Origin of the sequence: Nocardiopsis sp. NPDC006938, assembly GCF_042869555.1 — a bacterium.
In the GTDB taxonomy this organism is placed as follows: domain Bacteria; phylum Actinomycetota; class Actinomycetes; order Streptosporangiales; family Streptosporangiaceae; genus Nocardiopsis.
The window spans coordinates 97,380-117,480 of sequence record NZ_JBIAGA010000007.1 but is presented as its reverse complement, the minus strand read 5'-3'; the positions used below and the strand labels follow the sequence as shown (position 1 = coordinate 117,480).

The window sequence follows — 20,101 nt, the reverse complement described above, 5'->3', positions numbered from 1 at the left end:
CCGCCCGTACACGGTTCCGGTTCCGATCCGTTCGTATCCGATGCCCGGCCGTTATCTCCGGGAGCGCGCGTGGTCGCCGCGCAGGACGCGGTCGACCAGATCGTCGCGCAGGGCACCGTAACCGGTGGCCGCCCACACGCTCGCCTCGGCGGGCACCTCGTAGTAGGGCACCTCACTCCCCTGGTGGCGGTCGGGCAGTACACGGGGGCGCCCCCGGCCCCGCACCGCCTTGGCGCAGGCCGCGCACAGCGGCACGCGGACGGTGCGGGTTCCGCCGAACTCGCGCCAGTCCGTCTCCCTGGTGACGGTGCCGTGCAGGGGGTTGGCGTAGCAGTGCACGCGTGCCGGACGGGACCGCGAACGACTGCGCACGATGGCGTCCTCCGCCATGTCCAGCAGGACGAGGACCCCGGCCGCGTCGGGCAGGCTGGGCGCGGTGGCGAGCATGTGGTCGTGAACCTTGGCGGCGGCCGATCGCGCGTCGAGGGCGTACTGGAGGAGCCGGGTCGCCTCCTCCCCCTGTGGCCGGGCGCGCAGCTGACCCAGGCGCTCGCCCAGTTCGACCAGGTCGGTGGCGCCCCGCTCGACGAGCCGGTCCAGTTCGGCCCGGTCGGCGTTGTCGAACCCGGCGTGCTGGGTGACGGCCAGCGCGGGCAGGGCCGGCACGCGGGCCCGGTAGGCGCGCCACCCGGCGCCGACGGCCAGCAGGAGCGCCACGGCCGCGACCGAGGGCCAGACCCATCCGGGCACGGCGGTGGCACCGCCCCGCCAGGCCCCGGACCCGAAGGCGGAACCGTCCTCACGCTGTTCGTCGTAGGCCTCGCTGGCCGCGGTGTAGGCCGCTTCGGGGTCCTCGGACAGGGACGCCTCCACCGAGACCTCGATCAGCTCGGCGATGTTGCCCCCGAACCCCGTGGCGTACGAAGAGGTGAGCGAACCGTAGTGGGCGCGCAGGTCCGATCCGGCACCGAAGTCCTGCCCGTACACGCGGTCGTTGGCGAACACCAGGAAGTGGGCGCGGCCTCCGCCCATACGGTCGTGCAACAGGACGGCCAGGTTCTCGGGCTCGCCGTCCCATGCGTCGCCCGCGACCATCGGCACCGCGACCACGTACAGGGGCAGACCGGAGTCCTCGATGAGGTCGACGGTCTCCTGGCGCAGCTCTTCGGGGAACGCGCCGGAGTAGGCGGGGTCGACGTGGACCGGCGACTCCGCCAGGGAGGCGGCGATCGCCTCGGAGGCGTTCTCCGGAGCGGTGTCGTCCGGTGACGCGGCGGCGGGGGCCGCCGTCAGGACGAGTGCCAGAACCAGGGCCAGGACCGGGGCCAGGACGGAGGGGACCTCGAACCTACGCATCGCTCTCCTCCAGGATTCCGTCGACGAGGCCGCGCGCCGTCGATCCGTAGTTGGTGCGCACCCAGACCCGGTCCGGGGTCAGGTGCGCGACCCAGGCGCCACCGATCCGCAGCTCCAGCACGCGGAGGCGGCGGGCGTCGTCCGGGGTGTTCCGGCAGGCCTCGCACAGCGGTCGGCGGCCCTCGAAGCCCGGCACCCGGCCGTTGCGGACCGCCGCGCCGTGCAGGGGGTTGGCGGCGCAGACCGGTCGGCGCGCGGCCGCGCGGTCTCCGGAGATCCCCGCCCTGGCGCGGCGGGCCAGGACCGTGACTCCGAGGAGGTCCAGGGCGTCGGCGGGGCGCCGGAGCACCACCAGTGCGGCGTCCGCGTCACGCAGGGCCTCCGCGGGCACACCGCTCTCCTCGGCGGCCTCCAGTTCACCGACCATGGCGCGGGTCTCCGACAGCGCGAGTCGGCGCAGGGCCCGGGTGCCCATCCGCGTGCGGCGTCCGGCCCCGGTCCCCCGTACGACGAGCACGGTCAGGAGGACCCCGCCGAAGACCAGCCCGGCCAGGAGGGGTCCGACCACGATGAGGCAGGGGAGGAAGCCGTCACCGAAGAAGCGCTCCGAGCGCGGACCGGGGTCGTTGTCGTAGGTGTACGCGAAGAGGGGCTCGGTGTCCGTCCCTCCGGGGTCGGTCGGAAGGTCGGACAGGGCAGACAGGGCCTCCTCGATCGCCTCGGCCGGGGTGGGGGCGGAGACGTCGCGGGTCGCCGAGCTGAGGGCGAACGGGTCGGCGCCCGTCCCGGCGGTCCCGGCCGCCACGGCGACGCGGCCGTCGTAGTCGGTGGTGGCGACCAGGTAGACGGACGGCCCCTCGGTGAGGGCGGCCAGGGAGTAGGCGAGCACCTCCGGGTCGCCCTCCGACTCGTCGGCGGGACTCATGGACATCACCAGGGCGCGGACCGGAAGGTCGCTCTCCGCGAGCAGCTCGGCGGTGGCGGCCAGCCCGGTGCGGTCCATGGTGACCAGGGGTGCGACGTACAGCGGTGCGGCGCCCGTCTCGGCGACGAGCCGTTCGACCCGCTCGGTGTTGACCACATAGGGAGGGGCGGACCGGGGCTCCGGGGTCTCCCAGGCGGTCTCGACTCCCCCCTTGGGCACACTCATCATGTAGGCGTAGGGCCCGGCGACCGCCGCTCCGGCCAGGACCAGGGTGAGCACCGCCGTCACCGGAGCCTCGTGGCGTCTGCGGCGACCGCGCGCGGAGCGCCACCACACCCAGATCACGCCCGCCCCGAGCACGAACCCGGAGCAGAGCCCGGCCAGGGTACCGAGGTTCTCGGCGCCCACGGAGCGCGTGGGGTCGACGTCGTCGCGAAAGTCCGACCAGAAGCGGGCCAGCGCGCCCGGTTCGTCCCGCTCACCGTGACCGTGCACGGGGTCGGGAGCCTCGCCTCGCAGGCGTTCGACGAGGACGACGGCGATCTCCCCGACACCGGAGTCGTACTCCAGCCTCGGGTCGTCGTACAGCCCGCGCGCGCTCTCCTCCACCGGGAGGTCGTACCCGCGGACCCGCACGTCGGGGGTGGGGGCGTCGGGGCTCAGGTGCACGTAGAGCCCGTCGCGTCCCAGCCGGTCCATGACCGGGGGCAGGAGCGCGCCGCTCCCCCAGTCCCTCCCCGCTCCGGGGAAGGGGCTGACGATCACGTGGTACGGGACGTCGAGGGTGGAGAAGAGCTCGTGCAGCTCCCGTTCCAGGGTGGCGACGTCGCCCTGGCCGGCCAGGGCGTCATCCACGATCACGGCCGCGTCCTCGGGGAGCGCGGCGAGCTCGTCGGCGTAGTACTCGGCCGGTGTCACGACCCGCTCGTACCCGTCGGCCGTCTCGGGCGCGGGCTCGGCCAGGGCGGCGGGAGCCGAAGCGAGCACGGCCGCCAGGACGACGGCGGACAGTGTCAGGGCACGTCGCAGCCGGTCCGCACGGGGCAGGAGAAGGCCTGGGCCGAGGGGCGAGGGCATGCAGCGAGCATATCGGGAGCTTTCGGCCGGTCCGGAACCCGGGACGGGCCGGAACGCGCGAGGGGCCGCCACCGTCGGTTGGACGGTGGCGGCCCCGAAGCACCGCGTGCGCGCCGGTCCGGCGCGTGCGGCGGTCCCGGTGCGCCTCGCTACTTGGCGATCAGCTGGCGCAGCACGTACTGGAGGATGCCGCCGTTACGGTAGTAGTCGGCCTCACCCGGGGTGTCGATCCGCACCACGGCGTCGAACTCGACGCCGGTGTCGGTGGAGACCTTCACCGTGCCGGGGACACGGCCCTCGTTCAGCTCGGTCACGCCGGTGACGGAGAAGGTCTCCTCACCGGTCAGGCCGAGGGAGTCCGCGGACTGGCCCTCCGGGAACTGGAGCGGCAGCACGCCCATACCGATGAGGTTGGAGCGGTGGATGCGCTCGTAGGACTCGGTGATGACCGCGCGCACACCCAGCAGGCTGGTGCCCTTGGCCGCCCAGTCGCGCGAGGAGCCGGAGCCGTACTCCTTGCCGCCCAGGACCACCAGCGGGGTGCCCTGCGCGGCGTAGTTCTGCGCGGCGTCGTAGATGAACGACACCGGCGCGTCGGCCTGGGTGAAGTCGCGGGTGTAGCCGCCCTCGGTGCCCGGCGCGATCTGGTTGCGCAGGCGGATGTTGGCGAAGGTGCCCCGGATCATCACCTCGTGGTTGCCCCGGCGGGAACCGTAGGAGTTGAAGTCCCGGCGCTCCACACCGTTGGCCTTGAGGTACTCGGCCGCCGGGGTGCCCGGCTTGATCGCACCGGCCGGGGAGATGTGGTCGGTGGTGACCGAGTCGCCCAGCTTGGCCAGGACGCGGGCACCGGAGATGTCGGTGACCGGAGCCGGGGTCTGGCCCATGCCCTCGAAGTACGGGGGCTTGCGGACGTAGGTCGACTCGCCCTCCCACTCGAAGGTGTTGCCGGTCGGGGTGGGCAGCTCGCGCCAGCGGTCGTCACCGGCGAACACGTCCGAGTACGCGCTGGCGTACATGTCCGAGGCGATCGCGGAGTCCATGACCTCCTGGATCTCCTCCGCCGACGGCCAGATGTCGGCCAGGTAGACGGGCTGGCCGTCCTTGTCCAGGCCGAGGGGCTCGGTGGTGATGTCGACGTCCATCGACCCGACCAGCGCGTAGGCGACCACCAGCGGCGGCGACGCCAGGTAGTTCATCTTCACGTCCGGGTTGATCCGGCCCTCGAAGTTGCGGTTGCCGGACAGGACCGCCGAGACGGCGAGGTCGTTGTCCTGGACCGCCTTCGAGATCTCCTCGGGAAGCGGGCCCGAGTTGCCGATGCACGTGGTGCAGCCGTAGCCGACCAGGTTGAAGCCCAGCTTGTCCAGGTACGGGGTCAGGCCGGAGCGCTCGTAGTAGTCGGTGACGACCTTGGAGCCCGGGGCCATGGAGGTCTTGACCCACGGCTTGCGGGACAGGCCCTTCTCGACCGCCTTCTTGGCCAGCAGGGCGGCGCCGAGCATGACCGAGGGGTTCGAGGTGTTGGTGCACGAGGTGATCGCGGCGATCACGACGGCGCCGTGGTCGATCTCGGTCTCGGTGCCGTCGGCCATGGTGACCGGGACCGACTTGTGCGGGCGCGCGCCGTTGGGGGCCTGCGCCGGGGCGTCGGAGGCCGGGAAGGACTCCTGGCCCGCCTCGTCGGCGTCGTCCGAGACGTAGTTGCGGACGTCGTGGCGCCAGGTCGGCTTGGCCTCGGAGAGGGCGATGCGGTCCTGGGGACGCTTCGGACCGGCGATGGAGGGGACGACCTCGGCGAGGTCGAGCTCCAGGTACTCCGAGAACTCGGGCTCGTTGGCCGGGTCGTGCCAGAAGCCGTTGGCCTTGGCGTAGGCCTCGGTCAGGGCGACCTGCTGCTCGGAGCGGCCGGTCAGGCGCATGTACCGGATGGTCTCGTCGTCGACCGGGAAGATCGCGGCGGTGGAACCGAACTCCGGGCTCATGTTGCCGATGGTGGCGCGGTTGGCCAGCGGCACGGAGCCGACGCCCTCGCCGTAGAACTCGACGAACTTGCCGACCACACCGTGGTCGCGCAGCTTCTCGGTGATGGTGAGCACGAGGTCCGTGGCGGTGGTGCCGGGACGCAGCTCACCGGTGAGCTTGAAGCCGACCACGCGCGGGATGAGCATGGAGATCGGCTGGCCGAGCATGGCCGCCTCGGCCTCGATGCCGCCGACGCCCCAGCCCAGGATGCCCAGGCCGTTCTGCATGGTGGTGTGCGAGTCGGTGCCGACGCAGGTGTCGGGGTAGGCCTGGCCCTTGCGGTCCATCGTCACGCGCGCGAGGTGCTCGATGTTGGCCTGGTGCACGATACCGGTGCCGGGCGGGACGACCTTGAACTCGTCGAAGGCGGTCTGGCCCCAGCGCAGGAACTTGTAACGCTCGTAGTTGCGCTCGTACTCGATCTCGACGTTGCGCTCGAAGGCGTCGGGGCGGCCGAAGAGGTCCACGACGACGGAGTGGTCGATGACCAGCTCGGCGGGGGCGAGCGGGTTGATCTTGTCCGGGTCGCCGCCCATGTCGCGGACGGCCTCGCGCATGGTGGCGAGGTCGACGACGCAGGGGACGCCGGTGAAGTCCTGCATGATCACCCGCGCGGGGGTGAACTGGATCTCCTGGCTGGGCTGGGCCTTGGCGTCCCAGTTGCCGAGGGCCGTGATGTGCTCTGCGGTGACGTTCGCGCCGTCCTCGGTGCGGAGGAGGTTCTCCAGCAGCACCTTCAGGCTGTAGGGAAGTCGGTTGTAGCCCTTGACGGCGTCCAACCGGAAGATCTCATACGACTCGTCGCCAACGCGCAACGTGTCACGGGCGCCGAAGCTGTTCGCGGACACGGTGTCTGCCTCCTGATCTCGCCACTTTGTCCCCAGCATCCTGCCCCATGGGCCGGACGCGGGACCTACTGAGGCCGCCCTAACCGGATCGCCGGGGCGCGGGGGACGCGAACGCGCCCCCTCACCACCGGTGCCACCCTTCAGGGCCGCTTTGACCTGCGACGACGCCACATCGTCACCGGTCGCGGCCGGTGGGCCGCGCACACTCACGGACCCGGGACGTGCCGTCGAAAAGCGGTCGACCTCACAGGCCCGAACCGGGAGCGGGACGGGGGAACCCCCGCTGTTATCTTGATGTCAAGGTATCTAACTTGTATCTCGATATCAAGTTATCGGGCGCGGCGCCACACCCCCGTCCGCCCCCGCGCCCCTCCTCCCGGGCACCGCCGGTCAGTCCAGCGCCGGTGCCACCGCCGACGCCACCAGCTCCAGGTGGTCCAGGTCGGCCAGGTCCAGGAGCTGCAGGTACATTCTCTCCGCACCCGCCTGCGCGAAGCGGCCGATCCGGTCGACGATCTCCTCGGGAGACCCGGCCAGGCCGTTCTGACGCAGCTCCGCCACGTCGCGGCCGATCCGGGCCGCACGACGGGACACCTCGGCCTCGTCCCGCCCCGCGCACAGCACCTGCGCCGCCGAGTACACGATCGGCGCGGTGCGCCCGGTCGCACGCACGGCCTCGGCGGTACGTCCGAAGGCCGCCTCGGTCTCCTCCAGAGAGCAGAACGGAACGTTGTACTCGTCCGCGAACTTGGCCGCCAGCCTCGGCGTGCGCTTGGCGCCGGTGCCGCCGATCAGCACCGGCGGGTGCGGCCCCTGCTGCGGCTTGGGCAGAGCCGGGCCCTCCGCCAGCCGGAAGTGCCTGCCCTCGTACCGGAAGGTGTCCCCCACCGGGGTGGACCACAACCCCGTGATGATGTCGAGCTGCTCCTCGTAGCGGTCGAACCGCTCCCGGGCGGAGTCGGGGAAGGGGATGCCGTAGACCGCGTGCTCCTCCTCGAACCACCCCGCGCCGAAACCGAACTCGACCCGGCCGCCGCTCATCCGGTCGACCTGGGCGACGGAGATCGCCAGCGGACCGGGGTGGCGGAAGGTCGCCGCCGTCATCAGGGTGCCCAGCCGGATACGGGAGGTCTCCCGCGCCAACCCGGCCAGGGTGATCCACGCGTCGGTCGGGCCGGGGAGCCCGCTGACGTGGTCGCCCATGGACAGAAAGTGATCAGACCGAAACAGGGCCTCGAACCCCAGGTCCTCGACGGCCCGGGCGACGGCGAGCTGGTCCTCGTAGGTGGCCCCCTGCTGGGGTTCAAGGAAGATCCTCAGGCGCATACGCCCCATTTTCTCCCACCGCACCGACCGTTCGGAAACCGCCGCGCGGGTACTGTGGAAAAGCCGAGGTCAGGGCGGACCGGCCCCGGCCCTCCCCCCACCCGAACCGTTCCGCCCCCGACCCGCGATAGCACCCCACGTGAAGCTTCTCCGCCGCGCGCGACGCCGCGCACCCGCCTACGGCCCCGACAGCACGGACCCCGTACTGCTGTCCGCCGTCGCCGCCGGGGAGACCGACGCCCTGGAGATCCTGCACCGCAGACACGCTCCCTGGCTACGGACCCGCCTGCGCTACCGCTGCTCCGACAACGACCAGCTCGACGCCGCGCTCCAGGAGACCTTCCTGGCCGTGTGGCGCAACGCCGGTTCGTTCACCCCCCGCCCGGGTGACAGCGACGCCGGTGCCTGGCTGTGGACCATCGCGATCCGACAACTCATCTCCCAACTGCGCAAACGCGCCAACCGGTGGATCGCCGAGAACGATCCCGAACCGTACGAGACGATCGGCGACGCCTCCGCCGAGGACACCGTGCTGCTCAACATCGAGCACGGCCCCCTGGGCGCCGCCCTACACCAGCTCTCCCCCGAACTGCGCTCGGCGATCCAGGCCACCGTCCTCGACGGCCTGACCGTGCGGGAGGCGGCGGAGATCCTTCAGATACCCGAGGGAACCGTGAAGACACGGGTCATGCGCGCCAAGGCGCGGCTACGGGAGGCACTGACCACATGAGCTGGCACCTGACCCACGACCAACTCCACCGGTACGCGGCGCACACCGCCGACGACGTCACCGCCATGTCCGCCGAGGCCCACCTGACCCACTGCGCCCGCTGCCGCTCCCTGCTGCCCGCCGACCAGGAGTGGCTGGACCGCAGTTGGGCCGACCTGCGCGACATCGTGGACCAGCCCAGGCGCGGCCTGGTCGAACGCGCGCTCACCGCCGTCGGCCTCCGCGAGAACACCGCCAAGCTCCTGGCCGCCACCCCGCAGCTCTACCGGGCCTGGCTGGGCGCCACCGTGCTCGTGCTGGCCATGGCGCTGGTGGTCGCGCACGAGGTACCGCGCGGCTCGCTGCTGTTCTCCTTCACCGCGCCCGTCGTTCCGCTGATCGGGGTCGCCCTCGCCTACGGTCGCGGGGTGGACCCCGCGCACACCCTCACCTCCGTCACGCCCCTGGCCGGATACCGGCTCCTGTTCCTGCGCACCGCCGCGGTGCTGGTCCCGGCCCTGGTCCTGTGCACCTCGGCCGCGTTCCTGATGCCCGCGGTCACGTCACTGGCGGAGGCGGTCTTCTGGCTGCTGCCCGCGCTGGCCATGGTGGCCGGGTGCCTGGCGCTGAGCCGCTGGATGGCCCTCTCGGCCGCCGGAGGGGTGGTCGGCTCCGCGTGGCTTCTCGCCCTGTTCCTCCTCGGCTCCGCCGACGGCCTCGACCCCCTGCTGCTGTTCTCCCCCGCCGCGCAGGCCAGCTGGGCGACCGTGTTCGCCGTACTGGCCGGGATCATCCTGATCCGGGTGAGGACCGCGTGAGCACCGGCACCACCGTCGGCGGGCCCGCGACCGGGAACCGGGTCAGCGTGAGCGGCCTGGTCCGCAGCTACGGCACGCGCCGGGCCCTGGACGGGATCGACCTCGACCTGGGGCCGGGAGTGACCGGGCTGCTCGGGCGCAACGGCGCGGGCAAGACCACGCTGATGCGCTGCCTGGCCACCGACCTGGACGCCACCGGCGGACGGATGCGGGTGCTGGGACGCGACCCCGAGCGGGCCGTCGACCGCACCGAGATCCGCCGCCGGATGGGCTACCTGCCGCAGGTCCCGACGTTCTACCCGCACTTCACGGTGTTCGGCCTGCTCGACTACGTGGCGGTGCTCAAGGAACTCGGCGGGCGCCGGGCACGCCACGACGAGGTCCGCCGCGCCATGCGCCGGGTCGACCTGTACGACCGCAGGCACAGCAGGGTGCGACGCCTGTCCGGCGGGATGCACCAGCGCCTGGGCCTGGCCGCCGCGCTGCTCGGCGATCCGGAACTGCTCCTGCTCGACGAGCCCACCGTCGGGCTCGATCCCGAACAGCGCATCCGCTTCCGCGACCTGGTCTCCGAACTCGCGGTGCACAGCACGGTGGTGCTCTCCACCCACCAGATCGAGGACGTCTCCGCGCTGTGCCGCCGGGTGCTGTGCCTGGACCAGGGCCGGGTGATCTTCGACGGCACGCCCGGGGAGCTGGTGGCCCGTGCGCGCGGGCGGGTGTGGGAACAGGGTGTGCGCCCCGAGCGGGGCGTGACCTCCTGGCGCCTGGCGGACGGACGGTACCGCGTGCTCGTCCCCGAGGGAGCGGACAACCCGGACTCGACGACCCGCGTCCCGGTCGAGCCCTCCCTGGAGGACGCCTACCTCCTCCTCACCGGGGCGCGGGGCACCACCCGGTGAGCCGGGTCCCGACGTTCCTGGCGCTGACCGGGTTCAACCTGCGGCACCTCCTGCTGAGCCCGGTGTTCCTCGCATTGGTACCCGCGACCCTGGTCGTGCTGGCGTCCTCCTCCTACTACCCGGCGCTCCCGACCTGGAAGGATCTGATCAGCCAGGTCAGAATCCAGATCGTCGGGATGTCCGCGGTGATGTTCGCGGTCACGACCTTCCCCGCGCTCCGAGAGGTGCGGTACTCGGAGGGTTTCGCCCCACCCCTGACGGCACGCGCCCGCCTGGTGTCGGTGCTCCTGGCGTCCGTCCTGGTCACCTCGGTGTGCGCGGGTCTCCTGATCGCCCATCTGGCACTGAGGGGCCCCGAGCCGATCGCGGGGACGGCCAGCCCGTTCGCCGTCGCGGCACTGGTCGTCCTGAGCTGGTGCGGGCCGATCGGGGCACTGGTCAGCGCGGTCTGGACCCGTTCCTACACCCCCCTCGTGCTGCTGCTCCTCCTCATCCCCGCGTACCTGCTGTACACGGTCACGTCCATGGGGGCACGGGCCGAGGAACTCCTACGGCGCCTGAACGAGCTGGCCCGCTGGCTGCTGGACCCGCTGCCCGTCGACGAGCCCTCCGTGACCCGGCTCGGTGTGGTCTCCCTGCTGCACGTCGTGTTCCTGGCGGCCCTCCTCCTCACGGTCGCGCTGGCCCGCAAGAGGAACACGCGGCTCGTACGGCCCGCGTCCGTCGGCGTGGCGGCACTTCTGCTCGCCGGGATGGTGAGCGTCGACGTGCACGCCCAGCGCTCCTACACCTACGAAACACCCTTCACCGACCATGAGGTGTACGGCGCCGAGGCCGACCCGTGCCGGGTCCGGGAGGGCGTCACCTACTGCCCGCTGCCCGGGTACGACTCCTGGGTGGACTACTGGCACGCCGCGCTCGCGCCGACCGTGGAGCGGATACCCGAACGCGCGCGGGACAGCATGCCCACGGTGTGGCAGGGCTCCCAGCACCTGCGCCGCGACGTGCGCGAGTTCCAGCCCGGCGCGCTGGAGTTCCCCCGCACCGACGAACCGTTTCCTCCGCGCGGAACGGTTCTCCTGTTCGACAGTTGGGAGCCCGGGGCCCGCTACCACCATGACGATCTGGTCTCCGACTTCACCACGAACGTCCTGGGCCTGCCCCGCCTGTACGACCCCTGGTGCGAGGCCTCGGGACAGGCCAGGATCGTGGTGGGGGCCTGGCTGGTCTCCGGCGCCGGAAAGATTCCGGCCGCGGAGAGCAGGTGGGCGGTGGAGGCCTTCCTGCCCCGGTTCCGGCCCTCGCCCCTGGACCTGCGGTTGACGCGGACGCTGCTGGAGCTGCCCCCGGAGGACGTCGCCACCGTCGTGGACGAGCACTGGGAGACCCTGGTCTCCGCCGACACCCCCACCGAGGAGCTGGCGGAGCTTCTGGAACTCCCCCTCACCGGAGACGGGGCAGTCCCCGGCCCGGACTGGGAAGCGGACTCCTGGTACGGACCTCCGCTCCCACCCGACGGTGACTGGCGGGGCCCCGTCTGCCGCTGACCGGACGGCGCACGCTACCGTGGCGGGATGAACACCTACTGGCACCGGGTCCTTCCGCCGCTGTCCGCCTGACCGGGCGCACACGCTGACCACCCCGAGCTACGAGGCCCCACCGCACCGGTGAGCGGCCCCGTCCGTCGTGCGCCCGTCGACGAACTCCTCTCCAGGCGTCCAGACGGAAGGTACGCACATGCCAGACCAGAACACCCCCACCACGACGGCCCGGCCCCGACTCACCGGCGGCGCGCCGCCCATCCTCGGCGCCGCCGTCCTGTGGGGCACCACCGGAACCGCCAGCTCCTTCGCTCCCGACGGAGCCCACCCGGCCGCGATCGGCTCCGCCGGTCTGGTCCTCGGCGGGCTCCTGCTCTTCCTCGCCAGCCGAGGCTCCATGGCCCTGGTCACCGGTGCGGACACCCGCACGCGATGGACGCTCCTCCTCGGTGCGGTGGCGGTCGCCGGGTATCCGTTGTCGTTCTACCCGGCCGTCGCCAGCACCGGGGTGGCGGTCGGCACCGTGATCACCCTGGGCAGCGCCCCGGTCTTCTCCGGGCTGCTCGCCTGGTGCGCGGACCGGACCCGGCCGACCGCCCGCTGGGTGACCGCCACCGCGGCGGCGGTGGTCGGCTGCGCGGTGCTGGTCCTGGGGCCCGGGCTGGCCGGGGTCCCCGCCCCGACCAACGCCACGGGCGTGTTCCTGGCGCTGCTCGCCGGGTTCTCGTACGCGCTGTACGCGATCATCGCCCAGCGGCTCATCCGGCGCGGGCACAGCTCGGGTGCGGTCATGGGGTCGATGTTCGCCGGGGGCGGCCTCCTCGTTCTGCCCGTGGTGCTGGTCGCCGGGACCGCCTGGCTGGCGACCGTGAGCGGCGCGCTGGTCGCCCTGCACCTGGCCCTGTTCACGGTCTTCCTCGCCTACTGGCTGTTCGGTGTGGGCCTGCGGTACACCTCCGCGTCCACGGCGACCACGCTGAGCCTGGCCGAACCCGCCGTGGCGGCGCTGCTGGGCGTGGCCCTGCTGGGTGAGCGCCTTCCCCTGGTCTCCTGGGCGGGGCTGGTGGTGCTGGCCCTGGGACTGGCCGTCCTGAAGGCGCCCCGGCGGCCGCGCCCGCGCGGTTGAGCCCGGCCGGGCGGAGCCCTCGCGACCTCGCGGCTCCGCCCGGTGCGGGTCAGCCGACCCGGACCCAGAACCCGGTTCCGAACCCGCGCTCGCTGAACTGGCCCGCGTGCGCGGGAATGGTGACCGTGACGCTCTGCGCCGAGGTGAGGAAGTCGTTGGAGATGATGCCGCCGTCGGACGCGGTCACCTCCCAGTAGGCGTCGGTGAACAGGCCCAGGCCGAAGTTGTCCACCTGGTAGGTGCCCGGCTCGACGTCCGTCCCGACCACGCAGGCCGTAGTGCAGGCACCGCCGTTAATGCCGCCCTCCAGGCGTGTGACCATGGGGGCGACCTCATCGGCGTGGGGGAAGTCGAGCGCCTCGAAGGCGTGGTGGACCACGTCGCTCGCCACGCCGTCGACGTACAGGTCGTGGCTGCGCACGGCCTGGAAGAGCGCCCGCTCGTCCCCCTCCTCCACGGCCTCCTCCAGCTCGGCGAAGGCGGAGACGGCGTACAGCAGGGCGCGGAAGTCCTTGCCGACGGGTGCGTACGCCCTGGTGTTCGCTTCCTTGTCCATCCACGTGACGTCGGTGAACGCCTCGTCCCACCCCTGCTCGTCGGCCGCCGCGATGAACTCGGCAGCTCCGGGGTTCCGAGGGAGACGGTGAGGGCGAGGGCGAGGCCTCGGTGTCGGCCACGTGTTCGCCCACCGGCACCGTGCACGCGCTCGCGCACAGGAGGGCGGCGACCGCCGCGGCCACGACACGTGTGGGCAGGGGGATGCGCACGTTCAAAGGGGGAACCTCTCGGCTGATGGGCCTGAGCGGGAGGCAGGAACGATGAACCATCATTATGTCCGAATTGCCAGCCCCTCGCGGACGTACGACAGCGATGTCCGGACCACGCGCCGGGCCCGGTCAGCGCCTTCCGGTGACCGGTGCGACCCTGGCCGGTCTGGTCACCGGTGCGGGCACCGCCCGCACCCTGGACGGCGGTACCCGCACGGTGCGCGTTATCGAAGTGCTTATGGCCCTTTCCCTGGTAGACGCCACGCGAACGTCTGTACGCTTCCCGGCAAACATCCCCCGCATCCCCTGAATCAGAAGGACACCCCTTGCGCAGATCCGCGGCGGCCCTGGCCGCCCTGTCCCTGCTGGCCACGGCCGCCGTGCTCGACGTCACGGACGCCCCCGCCGAGGCCTCCGCCCTGGACGGAGCCTCCGTGGTGCCCCTCCAGGTCACCGGAGACCCCTCCGAACGGTTCAACCTCGTCCTGCTCGGCGACGGCTACACCGAAGAGGAGATGCCCCTCTTCCGCGAGCAGGTGGACCAGCACCTGAACGTGCAGTGGAGCATCGAGCCGTTCCGCTCCTACCGGAACTACTTCAACGTCTACCTCGTCGAGACGCCCTCGGCGGAGTCCGGCGTGGACTGCGACCCGGCCCACGGTTGGGAGGAACGCGACACCGCCCTGGGCATGGGCTTCTTCAACGGCTGCGACGAGTCGGCCCTGGAACGCCTGCTCACCGTGGACGCGTCGGCCGCCAACGCCGCCGCCGACCTGGTCCCCGGCGTGCCCGCGAACAACCGGCAGATCCTGGCGCTGGCCAACAGCGAGACCTACGGAGGCGCGGGCGGACGCCTGGCCACCGCCTCCTCCGGCAACGCCCTCTCCGCGCTGATCAGCCCGCACGAGCTGGCGCACTCCCTGGGCGGGCTCCAGGACGAGTACCCCTACTACTTCCGGGACACCAGCCTGGGCCGCTACACCGGCGCCGAACCCACCTCGGCCCACCACACCCTGATGTCCTCCGAGCGGATGCTCGAAGAGGAGGCCAAGTGGTGGCGCTGGCTCGGTGAGGAGAGCGAGTCGGGCGGCGTGATCGGCGCGGCCGACGCCGACGGGCACGAGGGCGGCCTCTACCACTCCGAGGGAGTGTGGCGTCCCAGCAACCACTCGATGCTCAAGACCCTGGGCTACTACTTCGACCAGGTCGGACGCGAGGTGATGACCCGCCGTATCTCCGGACTGCGCGACCAGGCGACCCTGCCTGTCTCCTCCACTCCCGAGGGCGAGGTGGGCGCCGAGGACGCCGTGTGGGTCGAGGGACCGCACCCCGTCCACCACGAGCTGGACTACACCTGGACGGTCGACGGTGAGGAACTCGCCGAGGCCTCCGGAGCACGCGGCCTGGAGTTGGCCGGGCTCGACCTGGACGCCGGGACCCGGATCAGCGTCCGAGTGCAGGACCCCACCGAGTTCGTCCGCGACCCGGCGATCCGCGACTCCCCCGCGATGACCCAGACACGCACCTGGACCGTGGGCGCGGCCCAGGAGCCGGTCGAGGCCCAGGCCGGATTCACCCGCCACCGCGACACCGAGCGCGCGGTCAGCGCCACCGAGGTCGTCTACGCGGAGACCACCCGCCCCACCGACCGCCTCATGGAGGTCGCGTGGGAGCTGGACGGGGAGACCGTGTCCACCTCCGCGGACGGACGCACTCTCGACCTGGGCGCGTTCGACCTGTCGGCCGGTGACCACGTCCTGACCGCGACCGTCACCGACCCCGCGGGGTCGGACTCGGAGTCGCTCACCTGGACGGTGGACGCCACCGACCCGACCGCGCCCCGCGAACTCTCCGAGGCCGCGGCCACCGTCTCCGGCGGCGAGCACCACCTGTTCCTCAACGAGTTCTCCATGCGCCTGTCCCCCGAGGACGACGGCGAGGGCCACGTGGTCGGCGAGTTCCGGGTCGACGGCGACGGCTGGCACCACTACTACGGCTGGCCCGAGGACTCCGGGGCGCCGTTCCGCTTCACCCCGGACGGCACCAACGTCGACGACCTCGTCTACGGAAGCCTCGGCAGCGGCGGCCTGTCCATGGCGGTCTTCGAGGTGGACTCCCACGAGCCCGGCTGGGGCACCCACACCGTGGAACACCGGGCGATCGATTCTGCGGGCAACATCGGCGGCGCCGAGTCGTTCCGGGCGACGGTCGTGCCCGGCACGGAGCTCGAGTGCGCCGAGACCGTCACCGGCAGGGTCAACGGCGGACTGGACGTCGACGAGGGTGTGGTCTGCCTCGACGGCGCCGACGTGCGCGGAGGCGTCACCGTGGCCGAGGGCGCGTCCCTGGTGGTGCGGGGCGGCTCCGTGCGGGGCGGGTTGACCGCCTCCGGCGCCCACACCGTCCGCCTCTCCGGCACCGAGGTGAACGGCGCCGTGTCGATCACCGGCACGACGTCGGAGGTGACGCTGCTCGGCTCGGCGTTCTCCGGCTCGCTGGCGCTGAACGGCAACACCCAGGTCCCCGCCGCCAGCTGGACCGGCGGCGACGAGGGATACGGACCGGTCATGGCAGCGAACACCGTGCGCGGTTCGCTGTCCTGCTCCGGCAACAGCCGGGCCGTCGCCGACTTCGGCGCGGCCAACGACGTCACGGGCTCCGTCGCGGGGCAGTGCTCCGACCTGTGACACCACCGCCCGCGCACCGGAGGAACCTCCGGTGCGCGGGCGGCGTGCTAGTCCTGCTCCGCCTCCCGGTGGCGACGGGCCAGCTTCACCGGCTCCAGGACCGCCAGGCACTCCACGTGATGGGTCATCGGGAAGGCGTCGAAGGCGCGCAGGCCCGCCAGACGGTACCCGGCGCGGTCGAACTCCGCGAGGTCACGGGCCAGGGTCGCCGGGTCGCACGAGACGTAGGCGATCCGGCGCGGCTTCATACCCGCCACCTTGCGGACCACCTCGACACCGGCGCCCGCGCGCGGCGGGTCCAACGCCACGACGTCGGCGCGCACGTCGGCCCACTCACGCATCTGCTTGGCCACGTCGGCGCGCTCGATCCGCACCTGCGGCAGCTCCTTGAGGTTGTACTGGGCGTCGCGGACGGCGTTCTCACCGTTCTCCACACCCATGACCCGCCCCTCGGGGCCGACTGCCTCGGCCAGCGCGCCCGTGAACAGGCCCGCTCCGCAGTACAGGTCCAGGGCGGTCTCGCCCTCGCGGGGCTCCAGACCGTCCAGGACGGCGGCGCTCAGGGTCTCGCCGGCGGCGGGGTGCACCTGCCAGAAACCACCGGCCCCCACCCGGTACTCGCGACCGGCCACGTTCTCGCGCACGCCCTTGCGGCCCCGCACGGACTGCACCCGGCCGCCCTTGAACCGCCGCAGCACGGCGCTGGAGGCCTTGAGTTCGGGCAGCGTGCCGAGCTTCGCGGTGGTGGGGGTGACCACGACCGCGCGGTCGGCGCGGGTGGCCGAGGCGACCGCCTCGACCTCCCGGATGTCCTCCCACTTGACCTCGGTCACGCCGAGTTCGCGCACACCCGGGTGGGCGATCAGGCACTGGTCGACCGGCTCGATGTCGTGGGAGCGGTGGCGGCGCAGACCGGCGTGGCCGTCCTCGTCCACCGAGAACCGCACCCGGGTGCGCCAGCCGAGGCCGTCCGGGGTTCCGGGCAGCTCCTCGACCACCACGTCGCGGTCGATACCCGCGATCCGGCTGAGCTGGTCGGCGACGACCTTGGCCTTCATCCGGCGCTGGGACTCCAGGGTGGCGTGCTGCCAGTCGCAGCCCCCGCACATGCCGGGCCCGGCGAAGGCGCACGGGGCCTCCACCCGGTCCGGGGAGGCGGTGAGGACCTCGACGGCCTCGCCCCTCAGGAAGCGGGTGGTCCGTTCGGTGACGCGCACCCGGACGCGCTCGCCGGGCAGGGCGTGACGGACGAAAACGACCTGGTCGTCCAGTCGGCCCACGCACCATCCCCCGTGGGCGACGTCGTCCACGGTCAGTTCGATCTCGGTGCCCACACGGGTCATGGCGGTGTCCTTCGCTGGTCGGGTCGTGTTCCGGGTGACCCTGCGCGCACAGCCACCAACCGACCCCAATCTACCGGCCCCGGGGTAGTCCCCGCGCTGGTACACGAGCACGACGCGGCCGGGGTGGTCACGCGGTCCGGAGCGTTGTGTGCCAAGGTGGGAACGCCGGGGCACGCGGGTCTGCCCGTGTCCCGAGGGCGGACGGCTATCCGACGGGGGTACGGACGAGGTGCACATCGTGATCATGGGGTGCGGCCGCGTGGGGTCCACGCTGGCGCACACCCTGGTGGACCTGGGTCACTCGGTGGCGGTGATCGACCAGGACCCGGAGGCGTTCCGCCGCCTGCGCAGCACCGTGGCCAAACACACGGTGCGCGGCGCGGGCCACGACCGGGAGGTCCTGGTCAGCGCGGGTATCGAACGCGCCTCCGCGTTCGCCGCCGTCAGCAACGGCGACAACTCCAACATCATCGCGGCCCGGGTGGCCCGCGAGGCCTTCGGGGTCGGCGCCGTGGTGGCCCGCATCTACGACCCCCGCCGCGCGGAGGTGTACCAGCGCCTGGGCATCCCCACCGTGGCGACGGTCCGCTGGACCGCCGACGCCATCCTGCGTCGGCTGGTGCCCGGGGACGACCGGCTCGGCACCGCCCCCGAGTGGCAGGACGCCTCGGGAAGCCTCGCCATGAACGAGCTGACACCACCGGATCGCTGGGTGGGGCGCGGCCTCTCCGAGCTGGAGGACGACTTCCGGCTGCGCGTGGTGTACCTGGTCCGACAGGGGCGCATCGTGCTGGCGCGTTCGGAGGGGACCATCGCGGAGGGCGACGTGCTGCACGTGGTGGGACACTCCCGGGACATGGCCGACCTGTCCCAGCGTCTGCTCGGGCGGCACGAGGACGAGACGGGGCGTGGGTGAGATGCGGATCGCCATCGCGGGAGCCGGGAGCGTGGGCCGCTCCATCGCCACGGAGCTGGCGGGCAACGGGCACGACGTCCTGCTGATCGACCGGGACACCCGGGCCATCGGGGTCGACGACCTGCCCCAGGTGGAGTGGCTGCTCGCCGACGCCTGCGAGCTGTCCACCCTGGAGGACGCGCGCCTGGGCGACTTCGACGTGGTCATCGCGGCCAGCAGTGACGACAAGGTCAACCTGGTCGTGTCGCTGCTCGCCAAGACCGAGTTCTCCGTGGACCAGGTCATCGCCCGGATCAACGACCCGGCCAACGAGTGGCTGTTCGACGACTCCTGGGGCGTGGACCTGGCGGTCTCCCCGCCGCGTCTGATCGCCGACCTGGTCGAGGGAGCGGGTGAGGAGGAGGTCTACGCCGACGAGGGAGGCCTGCCACCGCTCCCCGGCGCCGAGATCGCCGAGTCGGTGCTGCACGCGGCGAGCCCGTTCGAGGGACGCCCCGAGAGCGACCTCACCGCCGAGCTGCCCGAGGGGGTGGCCCTGGTCGCGGTGGTCGGACCCGGCGGGGTGCGCCCGCCCTCCCCGGATCAGGTCCTGTCCGTGGGCAACACCGTGGTGTTCCTGGCCGAGCCGGACGCGCTGGGGCTCCTGGAGGAGCTCCTGGAGCGGGTCGTGGACGAGGAGGACACCGGCGCTGACCAAACCGGGGACTGACCGGCGCCACGGCGGCGGCCGGGCCGGGCCGCCGTCCGCTCCCGGCGTTCCCGCCGTTCAGCGCTCCTCGGACGCCCCGGACGCGTCGGCCTCCTCGGCCTCCAGCGGGGTGCGGCCGCGCGCCAGCACCCACACCATGCCCGCGAAGGCCGCCACCTGGAGCGGCCAGCCCATCGCCACCTTGGACAGACCCAGCAGGGCGAAGGTGTTGGCCCAGTCGTTGGTCTCGGCGAGCCAGAGCGGGTACTGCACCAGGACACGGATCACGCACGGGAGCACCAGCAGCCAGGTGAGCCGGGAGGCGAGCGTGACCACGGCCGGGTTCTGGCGCCAGGAGGTGAAGTCCTCCCGGTTCCCGATGAACGGGCCGATCATGAGACCGATCACCGGCCAGCGGACCAGGACCGACAGGCTCAGCACCACCGCGTAGACCGCGTTGTAGATGATCCCCGGCAGGAAGGCGTCCTCGGCGTTGCCGCTGCGCATCGCGAAGACCGCCGCCAGGCCGATACCGAAGAGGCTGGTGAAGACGTACTGCAACGAGGAACGCTGCACCAGCCGGACCACGCCCAGGAGCAGGGCCGCCCCGACCCCGAGCATGATCGACAGCCGCAGGTCCTCACCCAGGATGTAGGAGATCGTGAAGGTGAGGGTGGGGACGGCCGTCTCGACCATGCCGCGCTTGCCGCCCAGAGCCTCGGCCAGCTTGGTCCGGACCAGGGCCTCGACCGTGCCCTCGGTGACGGCGGGCGTCGGCGCCCTCTCCTGGGCCCGATCCTCGGCCTGCGCCTGGGCCGCCTCTTCGGAGGCCCGCTGCTGCTCAGTCATCCCGCTCCCGCTCCGGTGTCGCCGCGCGGCCTGTACGGCCGCCAGCCATGATGCACCACCCTATGCGACCTGTCACAGCCGGGGAGTGGCGTTCGCGGCCGCCGAACGCCGCACCCGAACGGGCTTGCCCGGCTTTGTCAGGTGTTGCGGCGTGCCCGTTCTCACCCCGTCCCCTGGCCTCCGGTCGCGCCCCTTCCG

General features: G+C 72.3%; 15 protein-coding genes. 8 read left to right on the top strand and 7 right to left on the bottom strand.

Annotated features, from left to right (window positions below; all coding sequences use genetic code 11):
• Positions 1-51 precede the first annotated feature (51 nt).
• The 4 genes from ACFYL4_RS13315 to ACFYL4_RS13300 all read right to left on the bottom strand — a co-directional run bounded on the left by ACFYL4_RS13315 (position 52) and on the right by ACFYL4_RS13300 (position 7,557).
• The gene (locus ACFYL4_RS13315) at positions 52-1,356 is read right to left on the bottom strand and encodes a hypothetical protein (protein ID WP_387518503.1); all 1,305 of its coding nucleotides are present in this window, start codon (positions 1,354-1,356) and stop codon (positions 52-54) included.
• Positions 1,349-3,358 (bottom strand): hypothetical protein, encoded by a 2,010-nt coding sequence (locus tag ACFYL4_RS13310; RefSeq protein ID WP_387518502.1) that lies wholly within the window; start codon positions 3,356-3,358, stop codon positions 1,349-1,351. The genes ACFYL4_RS13315 and ACFYL4_RS13310 overlap by 8 nt, the downstream gene beginning before the upstream one ends.
• A gap of 149 nt (positions 3,359-3,507) precedes the next feature.
• Positions 3,508-6,270 carry an aconitate hydratase AcnA gene (acnA, locus tag ACFYL4_RS13305; protein WP_387518501.1) on the bottom strand — a complete coding sequence of 921 codons (2,763 nt, stop codon included), beginning with the start codon at positions 6,268-6,270 and terminating at the stop codon, positions 3,508-3,510.
• A gap of 351 nt (positions 6,271-6,621) precedes the next feature.
• Positions 6,622-7,557 (bottom strand): LLM class F420-dependent oxidoreductase, encoded by a 936-nt coding sequence (locus tag ACFYL4_RS13300; RefSeq protein ID WP_357764447.1) that lies wholly within the window; start codon positions 7,555-7,557, stop codon positions 6,622-6,624.
• Positions 7,558-7,696: 139 nt separating this feature from the next.
• Between ACFYL4_RS13300 and ACFYL4_RS13295 the strand changes: the two genes are divergently transcribed.
• The 5 genes from ACFYL4_RS13295 (at position 7,697) to ACFYL4_RS13275 (ending at position 12,653) form a co-directional block, all read left to right on the top strand.
• Positions 7,697-8,287: an RNA polymerase sigma factor gene (locus ACFYL4_RS13295; RefSeq protein WP_357764448.1), complete on the top strand. Its 591-nt coding sequence runs from the start codon at positions 7,697-7,699 to the stop codon at positions 8,285-8,287.
• Positions 8,284-9,084 (top strand): zf-HC2 domain-containing protein, encoded by an 801-nt coding sequence (locus tag ACFYL4_RS13290; protein WP_387518500.1) that lies wholly within the window; start codon positions 8,284-8,286, stop codon positions 9,082-9,084. The genes ACFYL4_RS13295 and ACFYL4_RS13290 overlap by 4 nt, the downstream gene beginning before the upstream one ends.
• Positions 9,081-9,986, top strand: coding sequence for an ATP-binding cassette domain-containing protein (locus ACFYL4_RS13285; RefSeq protein WP_387518499.1), 906 nt, complete (start codon positions 9,081-9,083; stop codon positions 9,984-9,986). The genes ACFYL4_RS13290 and ACFYL4_RS13285 overlap by 4 nt, the downstream gene beginning before the upstream one ends.
• Positions 9,983-11,533: a hypothetical protein gene (locus ACFYL4_RS13280; RefSeq protein ID WP_387518498.1), complete on the top strand. Its 1,551-nt coding sequence runs from the start codon at positions 9,983-9,985 to the stop codon at positions 11,531-11,533. Before ACFYL4_RS13285 ends, ACFYL4_RS13280 begins: the two co-directional genes overlap by 4 nt.
• Before the next feature lie 190 nt (positions 11,534-11,723).
• Positions 11,724-12,653, top strand: a complete 930-nt coding sequence (locus ACFYL4_RS13275) for a DMT family transporter (RefSeq protein WP_387518497.1) — start codon at positions 11,724-11,726, stop codon at positions 12,651-12,653.
• Between the two features lie 49 nt (positions 12,654-12,702).
• Here ACFYL4_RS13275 and ACFYL4_RS13270 read toward each other — a convergent pair whose 3' ends face one another.
• The gene (locus ACFYL4_RS13270) at positions 12,703-13,209 is read right to left on the bottom strand and encodes a hypothetical protein (RefSeq protein WP_387518496.1); all 507 of its coding nucleotides are present in this window, start codon (positions 13,207-13,209) and stop codon (positions 12,703-12,705) included.
• A 537-nt stretch (positions 13,210-13,746) separates the two neighbouring features.
• Here ACFYL4_RS13270 and ACFYL4_RS13265 point away from each other — a divergent pair.
• Positions 13,747-16,107 carry a M64 family metallopeptidase gene (locus ACFYL4_RS13265; RefSeq protein ID WP_387518495.1) on the top strand — a complete coding sequence of 787 codons (2,361 nt, stop codon included), beginning with the start codon at positions 13,747-13,749 and terminating at the stop codon, positions 16,105-16,107.
• Positions 16,108-16,154: 47 nt separating this feature from the next.
• On the opposite strand, the gene ACFYL4_RS13260 is transcribed toward ACFYL4_RS13265, so the two are convergent.
• Positions 16,155-17,450 (bottom strand): class I SAM-dependent RNA methyltransferase, encoded by a 1,296-nt coding sequence (locus ACFYL4_RS13260; RefSeq protein ID WP_387518494.1) that lies wholly within the window; start codon positions 17,448-17,450, stop codon positions 16,155-16,157.
• A 229-nt stretch (positions 17,451-17,679) separates the two neighbouring features.
• Between ACFYL4_RS13260 and ACFYL4_RS13255 the strand changes: the two genes are divergently transcribed.
• Positions 17,680-18,366 carry a potassium channel family protein gene (locus ACFYL4_RS13255; protein ID WP_387518493.1) on the top strand — a complete coding sequence of 229 codons (687 nt, stop codon included), beginning with the start codon at positions 17,680-17,682 and terminating at the stop codon, positions 18,364-18,366.
• Entirely contained in the window at positions 18,359-19,075 is a 717-nt protein-coding gene (locus tag ACFYL4_RS13250) for a TrkA family potassium uptake protein (RefSeq protein ID WP_357761508.1), read from the top strand. The genes ACFYL4_RS13255 and ACFYL4_RS13250 overlap by 8 nt, the downstream gene beginning before the upstream one ends.
• Positions 19,076-19,132: 57 nt before the next feature.
• Here ACFYL4_RS13250 and ACFYL4_RS13245 read toward each other — a convergent pair whose 3' ends face one another.
• On the bottom strand, positions 19,133-19,903 hold the full coding sequence (locus ACFYL4_RS13245; RefSeq protein WP_387518492.1) for a DUF3159 domain-containing protein: 771 nt from the start codon (positions 19,901-19,903) through the stop codon (positions 19,133-19,135).
• Between the last annotated feature and the right edge of the window lie 198 nt (positions 19,904-20,101).

Bases quoted from the DNA above. Each gene is read 5' to 3' on its own strand.
- ACFYL4_RS13315 (WP_387518503.1), bottom strand. From the start codon at position 1,356: ATGCGTAGGTTCGAGGTCCCCTCCGTCCTGGCCCCGGTCCTGGCCCTG.
- ACFYL4_RS13300 (WP_357764447.1), bottom strand. From the start codon at position 7,557: ATGCGCCTGAGGATCTTCCTTGAACCCCAGCAGGGGGCCACCTACGAG.
- ACFYL4_RS13310 (WP_387518502.1), bottom strand. From the start codon at position 3,358: ATGCCCTCGCCCCTCGGCCCAGGCCTTCTCCTGCCCCGTGCGGACCGG.
- ACFYL4_RS13260 (WP_387518494.1), bottom strand. From the start codon at position 17,450: ATGACCCGTGTGGGCACCGAGATCGAACTGACCGTGGACGACGTCGCC.
- ACFYL4_RS13275 (WP_387518497.1), top strand. From the start codon at position 11,724: ATGCCAGACCAGAACACCCCCACCACGACGGCCCGGCCCCGACTCACC.
- acnA (WP_387518501.1), bottom strand. From the start codon at position 6,270: ATGCTGGGGACAAAGTGGCGAGATCAGGAGGCAGACACCGTGTCCGCG.
- ACFYL4_RS13270 (WP_387518496.1), bottom strand. From the start codon at position 13,209: ATGGACAAGGAAGCGAACACCAGGGCGTACGCACCCGTCGGCAAGGAC.
- ACFYL4_RS13290 (WP_387518500.1), top strand. From the start codon at position 8,284: ATGAGCTGGCACCTGACCCACGACCAACTCCACCGGTACGCGGCGCAC.
- ACFYL4_RS13245 (WP_387518492.1), bottom strand. From the start codon at position 19,903: ATGACTGAGCAGCAGCGGGCCTCCGAAGAGGCGGCCCAGGCGCAGGCC.